At 36.9% G+C, this 9,164-nt stretch carries 5 protein-coding genes; 1 reads left to right on the forward strand and 4 read right to left on the reverse strand.

All coding sequences use genetic code 11. The annotated features are described in order from the left end of the window. Positions 1-8: 8 nt before the first annotated feature. From BUC21_RS11970 to BUC21_RS11985, 4 genes are all read right to left on the reverse strand, one after another. Positions 9-2,849 (reverse strand): SusC/RagA family TonB-linked outer membrane protein, encoded by a 2,841-nt coding sequence (locus BUC21_RS11970; RefSeq protein ID WP_073402697.1) that lies wholly within the window; start codon positions 2,847-2,849, stop codon positions 9-11. Positions 2,850-2,886: 37 nt separating this feature from the next. After that, positions 2,887-4,761 (reverse strand): RagB/SusD family nutrient uptake outer membrane protein, encoded by a 1,875-nt coding sequence (locus tag BUC21_RS11975; RefSeq protein ID WP_073402706.1) that lies wholly within the window; start codon positions 4,759-4,761, stop codon positions 2,887-2,889. A gap of 10 nt (positions 4,762-4,771) precedes the next feature. Beyond that, positions 4,772-7,915, reverse strand: coding sequence for a SusC/RagA family TonB-linked outer membrane protein (locus tag BUC21_RS11980; RefSeq protein ID WP_073402708.1), 3,144 nt, complete (start codon positions 7,913-7,915; stop codon positions 4,772-4,774). Positions 7,916-8,085: 170 nt separating this feature from the next. Continuing rightward, positions 8,086-8,349: a hypothetical protein gene (locus BUC21_RS11985; protein ID WP_073402710.1), complete on the reverse strand. Its 264-nt coding sequence runs from the start codon at positions 8,347-8,349 to the stop codon at positions 8,086-8,088. 512 nt (positions 8,350-8,861) lie between these two features. Between BUC21_RS11985 and BUC21_RS11990 the strand changes: the two genes are divergently transcribed. After that, positions 8,862-9,116, forward strand: coding sequence for an EamA family transporter (locus BUC21_RS11990; protein ID WP_073402711.1), 255 nt, complete (start codon positions 8,862-8,864; stop codon positions 9,114-9,116). Positions 9,117-9,164 lie beyond the last annotated feature (48 nt).

Consider the following 9,164-nt stretch of genomic DNA (forward strand, 5'->3'; position numbering starts at 1 on the left):
TATCTCATTTAAAACTCAGCTTTCAAACCAAGATTATAACTACGACTCTGAGGTGTACTACCTACATTCATCTCCATATATTTACGTTCTTTGGCTATAGTTAGCAAACTAGAACCACTTAAGTACACTGACAAGCCTTTGACTATACCGTTTCTAAATACATTTTTTGGAAAATCATAAGTAATTTGAACCTTACCCAAATCTACACGACTAGTACTGTACATCCAGAAATCAGAAGCGCGGAAGTTATTGTCGCCGTTTTGCGTTGTTAAACGAGGATAAGTTGCTGTGTTAGCAGTTTCTGGAGTCCAGCGATTGCGTACAACTTCTGAATACTTGCGGTCACCATACACCCACATATATGAATTATTCTTTATTCCTTTTCCTCCTATGTTACCTGAAACAGCAGCAAAGAAAGTGAAGGCTTTCCATTTAGCTGTAAAGTTCACACCGAAAATAAAAGGTGCTCCCCATTTACCCAATACAACCTGATCTTTGCTGTCTATTGTACCATCATTGTTCTGGTCAATGTATTTAATATCACCTGGTTTAACCTGACCAAAACTAGATGAAGGAGAGTTTGCTATATCAGTTTCATCCTTGTAGAAACCGTTACTCTGCAATCCCCAAAGAGCATCAATAGGTTTTCCTTGTGCTTTTAAATATTCATATTCTACATTTTCGTTAACCTTTGTAGCCTTAGAAGTGTAATACATTCCGTTTACTCCCAATGTCATATCTACTTCACCAACTTTCTTGTTCAGATTAAGTGCAAAGTCAAAACCTGTACGTCTGTTGTTGTTAAAGTTCATATATGGCAAAAAAGAAGATACTGGCCAATAGGTCTGGAAATAACTAGGGAAAATAGTAGATGGAGTAGTCAATAAACCTTCTGTTGAAGTAGTAAAGAAATTGGCATTCAATTTCAATAAACCCTTCCATAATGAAGCATCTAAACCAATAGTGATTTCCTTACGTTTTATATAAGACAATTTGTCATTACCACTACGACGAGAGTCGGCAGACTGCATGCTGTTACCATAGGATTCTGACCATCCCCACCAAGTTCCTGATGAAGTAAATACATTGTCGTATAGATAATATTCAACATTCTTATCGTCAATTGTAGCCTTAACATCTAAGTCTTGATTCAACATGGAAACAGAGGCATTTAGCTTCAAATCGTCAATAATCGGTGAATCTGCTAGAAAATCTTCTTTGCTTAAACGCCATGCAGCAGTTATTGTAGGTGAGATAGCCTGGCGATTTCCCGGAGCAAATTTTGCTGAATGAACAGCAGCCGCACTAAAATCAACATAATACTTATTTTTATAATCATATCCGAGTTGTAGACCTAAATTCGCATTGCTGAGACGATGATACTCTCCGGAAATTGTTTGTTGATAACCATGTGCCAACAACATTGCAGATACATTATGCACCTCATTGAAAGTACGATTATAATTAAACTGTCCAGAGAACATAATAGTTTGCTTTTCTGCACTACCAGATACATTTTGCGTACCTGTACTACTATCTTTGTTGTACTTATTTAGCGAGGTAATTAAATCCTTGCCTGAGTAATTGTTCCATACTGCTTCATAAGTAGCATAATTATTATTGATAGAAGTATTGTAACTTGTCGCATAATCAACGGCAAACTGTGTACGGAAAGAAAGTCCCTTCAACATCTTGTCAAGATTCAAATTAATACCGGTATCAAATTGAAACTGGCGAGAAGTGTACTTGTTGTAACCGGCAGCATACATAGCCGCAAATGGATTGGTTGGATCCAATTGAGTTCCGCCTAACAAGTATTGACCATTTAACAGATAATTACTATTATTGATTAATGTCCAGGAAGGATTATCGTTTTCTTCAACATAGGAGATTGGAATCAATGGACTTACACGATTGGGACGTAGTGTGGCAGAGTTCGACCAAAACGAAGCATTATCACTACGTGTGTCATAAAATGTAGCGTTGGCATTTACCCAGCCTGTTACCCAATCGTTCAGACGCAAATCCACGTTACCACGTATATTCATACGATTGGTATGATTGTCTTTACCTTCTCCAAAATTAATCAGGTCGCCAACATTATAGATACCAATGTTGGTGTAGAAGTGTGCATATTTTCCACCACCTGAAAATTCAGCAGATGCATCGTAACGATTATATGCTTTCTTTATATAATCTGATGAGAAGAAATTTACATTCGGATAACGATAGGGATTATTTCCTGTAGAAGTATTATAAATCAAATCTTCTGAATAAGTAGGAGATAAGCCGTCGTTGGCACGTGCTTCATTATACAAAGTCATATATTCTGCTGAGCCTAAATACTCAGGATATGCTTTGGGTACAAACATTGAAGCATTACCACGAGCCTTTATTTTAAGTCCGTCTTCACGTCCACGTTTTGTTGTAATTAAAATAACGCCTTTAGATGCACGGCTACCGTATAAAACAACAGCAGATGCACCTTTCAGAAATGTTATTTTATCTATCTCAGTGGGCAATACATTATTTGCATCACGAGGTACACCGTCAACTAATATTAATGCGTCACCCATGTTCCATAGCTGGCCATTATATCCACCTACCAATGACTGCATATTATCCAAACTATACGTTGAATAGTTTTTATCAGTTAATTTCACCATATCCACTACAGAAACACCTCCCATCAGGTCTTTCTGATTCACCGTACGGAAAGCCACATTGACTTCTTGCTTGGCTAAAGAGTCTGCAGGTGTCAGCATTTCTGCATTCTCTTGCGCCATCAGCCCTAATGACGAGAAAGTCATCATAGTCCCCATAACGATTCTTGCATGTATATTTTTCATTATTTTTCTGTTTTATTAAACTTAGTGTTAACACCTATTACCAACCAGGATTCTGTTTAAACTCAGGATAAAGACTTGTATCAGACTTTTTCAAAGGTAACCAGTAATGCTTTTCAGTAAAGTTGCGAGTTAAAATTACTTTTTCTGTAAATCCACTTACTGCATTTTTTGTAGGATCTGCCTTATCGAAAACTCCAGAACGAATAAATTCCTGTGAAGTTTTAATATTATAAGGAGATTCAGTAAGTAATAACCAACGACGCAAATCATTAAAACGATGTCCTTCATAAGCCAATTCTACGGCGCGTTCACGGCGAAGCTCACCCATAAAGCCATTTAATGAGCCAGTATATTTAGCATTCATCTCTTTTACTCCTGCACGTTTACGAATTTTGTTAACAGCGTCAACTGCAGTCAATGAACAGTTTGATGATTTACCCATAGCCGATTCAGAAGCATTTGCTGCTGATTCAGCATACATTAAATAAATATCAGCTAAGCGCATCCAGCTCAGATGAATATGAAAGTGATTGCTCCATCCATATCCGTCATCGAATTTATTACATTTAATAGGAATAAACTTGTAAAGCAAATATCCGGTACGGCTTCCTTTAGTAGCATCACGTAACTGACCGGAAGTATATAAGCTGGCATAGCGAAGTGGTTCGTTCTCTGAACTCAAATTACCTTCTACTACTTTCACACCATCGTATACAATATCATGGTAAAAACGTGGATCGCGTCCTTTCCAAGGATAGGTTGCATCAAAACCCGATTCTGCGTCAGTTAAAGGCAATCCATTAGCCATACCATAATAGTTAACATAATTGGCTGTAGGAAGTGATATAACTCCAGCGTCATTAAGAATTCCGGTACCAAACTGCTTACTTAAGCCCCAGTTTGTATCATTCCATCCATAAGAAGGTCCACGGAAAATAGCTTCTGTTGAACCAGGCATCAAACCATCTTTTCCGATTGTATAAAACAAGTCAGAGTAATTTTTAAAATCTACCAACGAATATTGTGTCTGACCACTTTCAACCAATGTGAGCAATTCACCAAATGCTTCGGCTGCTCTCTTGCACAAATCTTTGTTGTATGATTTAGATTTTTGAGATTCATAGTTCATTAATGGACTACCTGCCCACAACAGATCTTTACCTAAGTAACCTAATGCCATAATCTTATTGATACGTAATTGGTTCTTACCCAAAGTGTTCTTTCCTGCATTTGTGTTATCCCAGTTGATAGGCAGTAAGTCGGCAGCCTTGCGAAAATCTGCAGCTGCTTTTTCTGCACATTCCTGATAGCTAAGTCGAGGAAGAGTCAATGGTTCTCCAGAAGGAAGTACAGTGTCGATATAAGGCAAACCTCCGAAGTATTGCATCAACTCAAAATGGAACCATCCACGAAAGAAGTACAGCTGTCCTTCAATTAGGTTACGTTCTTCGTCAGTAGCATCAGTCATCAAATTTAAGTTAGCAAGCCCCATATTGGCTTTGCGAATTCCATACCATGCAAGTGGCCATAATGACTTTCCGAAACGGTCATTAGAAGTCGTAGAATTACTCTTACGATCCATCCAACCGCTTTGCCAGCCATCATGTTCGGATTGCCATCCCCAGAAATCACCTTGGTCTATCTTATAGCACATGTGATAGTCAATACCTACATTCATAATTTCATCTTCTCCCCAGTTAAAGGAATCACTCCAATAACCTTTTGCAAAATCAGGAATGCAATAATATAGCTCTTCCGTGTAACCTTGGAAGTTGGTGAAATCTTTAAAAGCATCCGTTGCGGAAATATCAGAGTCGGGTGCTTTATCCAGATAGTCAGTACATGAAGTTGTACTTAGCAGGCACATAACCATTAAGCCGCTTAAAAAATATTTATATATATACTTTTTCATGTTATTTCTTTTAAAGATTGAATTTTATTCCCAAATTGAAACGTTTCAACGTAGGATAAGCTCCTTGAGAAGCCAAGCCTGTACCGGCAAAGTTTGATTCACGGTCGTCTGGCATACGTGTCCATACCCACAAATTGTTACCATTCAAATAAATTTTCAGGTTAGAGAGACCAATTCTCTTTATCCAACCGTCAGTAAATGTATAAGCAATTTCAGCATTCTTCAAACGAATAAACGAACCGTCATAGTGGAAGCGAGCTCCATCATAATAACTTGGTGTAGAATTCCAACGCGGCATGGGTGCATCTGCATTTGTATTTCCAGCTGTCCAGTAAGAACCTTCATCAAAAACTGTATCCAAGTTACCGTTCAGTGACGTAAAGGATACATAACGATCAACATTAGTTACTCCATAGAACTGAAGAAAAGCACTGAATCCTTTCCATTCAAAACCAACAGTAGCATTGTATGTATTTTGAGGAGTTCCGGTATATCCATAAGGTGCGTTATCATTAGTATCAATCACTCCGTCGCCATTAAAGTCGACAATAACATATTGACCTGGTAATTTCTGGTTATCATTTGTATTGTGATCAGTCATACCAATCACTTCATCCCACGTATTTGCATATCCATTATCCAGATAAGAATGATCCTGTCCAATTGCGTATCCTGCCGTTTTTTGATAATTGGGCAATAATTGTGCATCATCATATTGTAATACTTTATTTTCGGCATGCGTCATATTGAAATTACCCCATAGGCGGAGCCCGTTCTTAAACATTTTATTCAGGCGTAATTCCAACTCATATCCTTTTGTGCGAACCTTACCAAGATTGGCTGTGGGAGCTGTGGTTCCAAAATATGAAGGAACAGAACGATTACCACCTGATACGAGAATGTCTGAACGGTTTTCATGGAAAAACTCTGCACTACCAGCTATTAGACCTCCAAACAATGAATAGTCAATACCCAAGTTCTGCTTTACTGCTTTTTCCCAGTGTACATCTTCATTACCTACTGATGATTCACGATACCATGTATAAGGACTGTTTTCTCCTTTAGGTCCCATCATAGCAATACTTCTGTTTGCACCTGATCCGTATGCCCATTGAGTGGCGTATAACCAACGAGATCCAACATTATCATCACCAATTTCTCCATAAGAGTATCTAATTTTCAGCATGTCTACGTATTTCTTAATTGGATTGAAGAATTTCTCTTCACTAATCATCCATCCTAAGGCACCTGAATTAAAGAAAGCGAAACGATTCTTTGCACTAAATTTTTCAGAACCATTATAAGCACCGTTATATTCAGCGAAATACTTGTCGGCATAATTATATGTAGTACGGAAAGCCCAGTCTTCACGATAGTGGGTAAATTCACTACCAGTTGCACGTTCAGTACGGTTGAATACACCCATTGCAGAAACTCCATGTTTACCAAACTGTCCAGCCCAATTTAACTGTCCCTGATAGAACAAGTTTCGCTGAGTGTAATTATTATCTATAGAACCACCGGATGTAGTCCATTGAATTCCCTCTTGAAAGTCGAAGTTATTATTACTGTTACCAGATTCTTTGTACTTAATTTCTCCCGTATCAGGATCTATCCATTTAAATTGTGTATTGTGATAAAGGTCATTTATACCACGGTCTGTTTCCAAAAATACATTATCTAATGATATCGTGGCATTTGCTTTCAATCCTTTCAAAAAGAAGCTTAGATCTTGTTCAAGGGTAAAGTCTGTGTTTATACGAGTAGTTGTATTCTTTTCAGCACCACTGATTGCCAAATTCACAATAGAGTTAGGTGCACCTTGTGTATCAGCAGGATAATATCCCCATGTTCCATCAGAATATCTAGGAAGAAATGCATCTGATGGTGCACTGTAGGCGGCTTGCCATAACTGTGAAGCTCCGAATGAATCATTACTGATATTCCAAGGAGAACGTTTAAGGCCATGTGACCCTGCAATATTAGCTTTCAAAACAGTAGTTTTTGTTAACTGGAAATCTAAATTACTTCGCACATTAATACGGTTATATCCATATCCTGACTGATATCCACGATTGTTATCCCATTCACGAAATAAATCACCTTCGTGTTGAAAATCTACTGCCGCAAAGTATTTTACAAATTTTGTACCACCCGAAATGTTAACATTCGCATTATAAGCCATTGCATAATCTTTAAACAGCTCTTTTTGCCAATCTACATCCGGATAGCGTTCTGCTTCTTCCAAGTTAGCCGGATTACGGTATTTATCCATAATTTCGGCAGGTGTAATATTACCCCATGAATCAGGATTTAAACCTAGTTCGTTCTCAATTGCTTGATTACGTACATATAGAGCATCCGCAGAAGCCATAGAGCGTGGTAACTTAGATACTACTTTTGCTGTAGCATTAAGACCAACTTCTATTTTGGCTTTACCTTCATTTCCGCGCTTTGTAGTAATCAAGATAACACCATTTGCTCCCTTTACACCGTAAACGGCAGTTGCAGATGCATCTTTTAAAACAGAAACTGATTGTACAGAACTGATGTCCACGCTATTCATAGGGCGTTCTATTCCATCTACTAAAATTAATGGATCACTATTGTTCCATGAACTGATACCACGAATAACGATTCTTGGGTCTTCTTCACCCGGCATACCTGTACTGGCTGTAGTAACTACACCTGGCAGGTTACCTGTTAAGGCAGCACCAATATCTGCTACACCACCAGCACGTTCCAGTACTTTACCTGTTGTTTGTGTAATTGCACCAACAACACTGGCTTTTTTTTGCTGTCCATAACCAACGACTACAACTTCTTCTAATTGTTCAGAAGCGTCATCTAATGTAATCCTCAACTTCTTATTATCAATAACTTTTATTTCTTTTTTCTTCATACCAATGTATGAAACAACTAACACTGAATTTCTTGGTACAGACAACGTAAAGTTTCCGTCAATATCTGTAATTGTACCTATTGAACTATTACCTTTCAGTGTTATATTGGCACCGATAATAGTTTCTCCTTTACTATCGAATATTGATCCCGTTACTTTTATTCTGTCTTGTGCATAAGCTGTAACGCTGATTAACAGCAGACATAAAATCAAGTAAGGAATCTTTTGTAATTGTTTTTTTACATTTTCCATCTTTTTTAGATTAAGATATTAATATTTTTCTCTTTTTCCAAATAATCTTTCTTTCTTGAAAGCAATCAATTTTAACTGTCATCATATTCACATTTCATTCCATTAATTATTAAGGTTAATTACTTGAGGTATTTATTTTTTTAGTAGTTACATTCCAGAAATGACTCTGGCTATTTTTTCGGCTGCATGATAAGAGCGGAGCAAACTTTAAATATATTTTGAGTCTTGAAATTATATTCACCTGACAAAGGAGTCGAAACATAAAAATCATTTTCTCTTTTGTAGCTGAAGTTATCAAAGAATAACACTAGATTGCTTATAACCGGCAGATCTTTTGCTTTGTTGAGTAAATTATAAGAGGCTTTAGAAATACTGAACAGCCATGCTGATGACAACGTGGTTGACCCTAAATTTAGAGATTTTTTATTTTTCATAGTACTTAGATGTCTGTGCTGATTTTATAGCTTTTAAATGTAGCTTGCTATAAACATAAATTTTCAAAGCGTAAATGTATTAAACATTGATAAAGAATGTTTAAATAAATGATACACGTCTTTTTATATGCGTTACATACTTGCTTTTTTATGTTACATAAAATTTCTTGTATGTTACATGATATCACTTAAGTTGTTGTGATAAAGATGTTTATGGAGTATTTGCCAACTTCTGTTGATAAGTTGATTGATGCTTGATGAAAATAATTTTCCCGATTGTTTAACGAACTAACTTCAGAAATAAGCTTGAATTTATAATTTTACAAATATTGCTCTTTTTTAAAAAATACAACTATAATAGTTTGTTCTTACTCACTTTGGATAAAATTATGCGATTGTATTACGTCAGTAAATGAAGATGATAAAATGCCTAAAAAGAAGGGGATGGTTGTGTTGGAAAACACTTTCATTTAATATAAATAGTTGTAACTTTGCACCCAAAATAGTAAAAGATGCAATATTTTGGCGAAGTACTCTCTTTGGGTGTAGCTATATCCTGGACCGCTACAGCTCTTTTTGCGGAAGTAGCTTGTAAACGGATTGGCTCTTTACAGCTGAATTTAATCCGAATGTTCCTTTCTTTGTTTTTCCTGGCTATCACTCTGTGGTGGTTTACCGGTGTGCCTTATCCTTTGTATGCCAATTCAGAAACCTGGTTTTGGTGGTTCTTTTGCAATTTAGTTGAAAAGAAGAGTTCCCAGAACTAGTTTTCTTTTCAGTAGCATGAGCTTTGCCTTTCCATACATCATTCGTTT

The organism is Bacteroides luti (assembly GCF_900128905.1).
GTDB classification, from domain to species: domain Bacteria; phylum Bacteroidota; class Bacteroidia; order Bacteroidales; family Bacteroidaceae; genus Bacteroides; species Bacteroides luti.

Excerpts from the sequence above, each read along its gene's own strand:
- BUC21_RS11975 (WP_073402706.1), bottom strand. The coding sequence starts at position 4,761 with ATGAAAAAGTATATATATAAATATTTTTTAAGCGGCTTAATGGTTATG.
- BUC21_RS11990 (WP_073402711.1), top strand. The coding sequence starts at position 8,862 with ATGCAATATTTTGGCGAAGTACTCTCTTTGGGTGTAGCTATATCCTGG.
- BUC21_RS11970 (WP_073402697.1), bottom strand. The coding sequence starts at position 2,849 with ATGAAAAATATACATGCAAGAATCGTTATGGGGACTATGATGACTTTC.
- BUC21_RS11985 (WP_073402710.1), bottom strand. The coding sequence starts at position 8,349 with ATGAAAAATAAAAAATCTCTAAATTTAGGGTCAACCACGTTGTCATCA.
- BUC21_RS11980 (WP_073402708.1), bottom strand. The coding sequence starts at position 7,915 with ATGGAAAATGTAAAAAAACAATTACAAAAGATTCCTTACTTGATTTTA.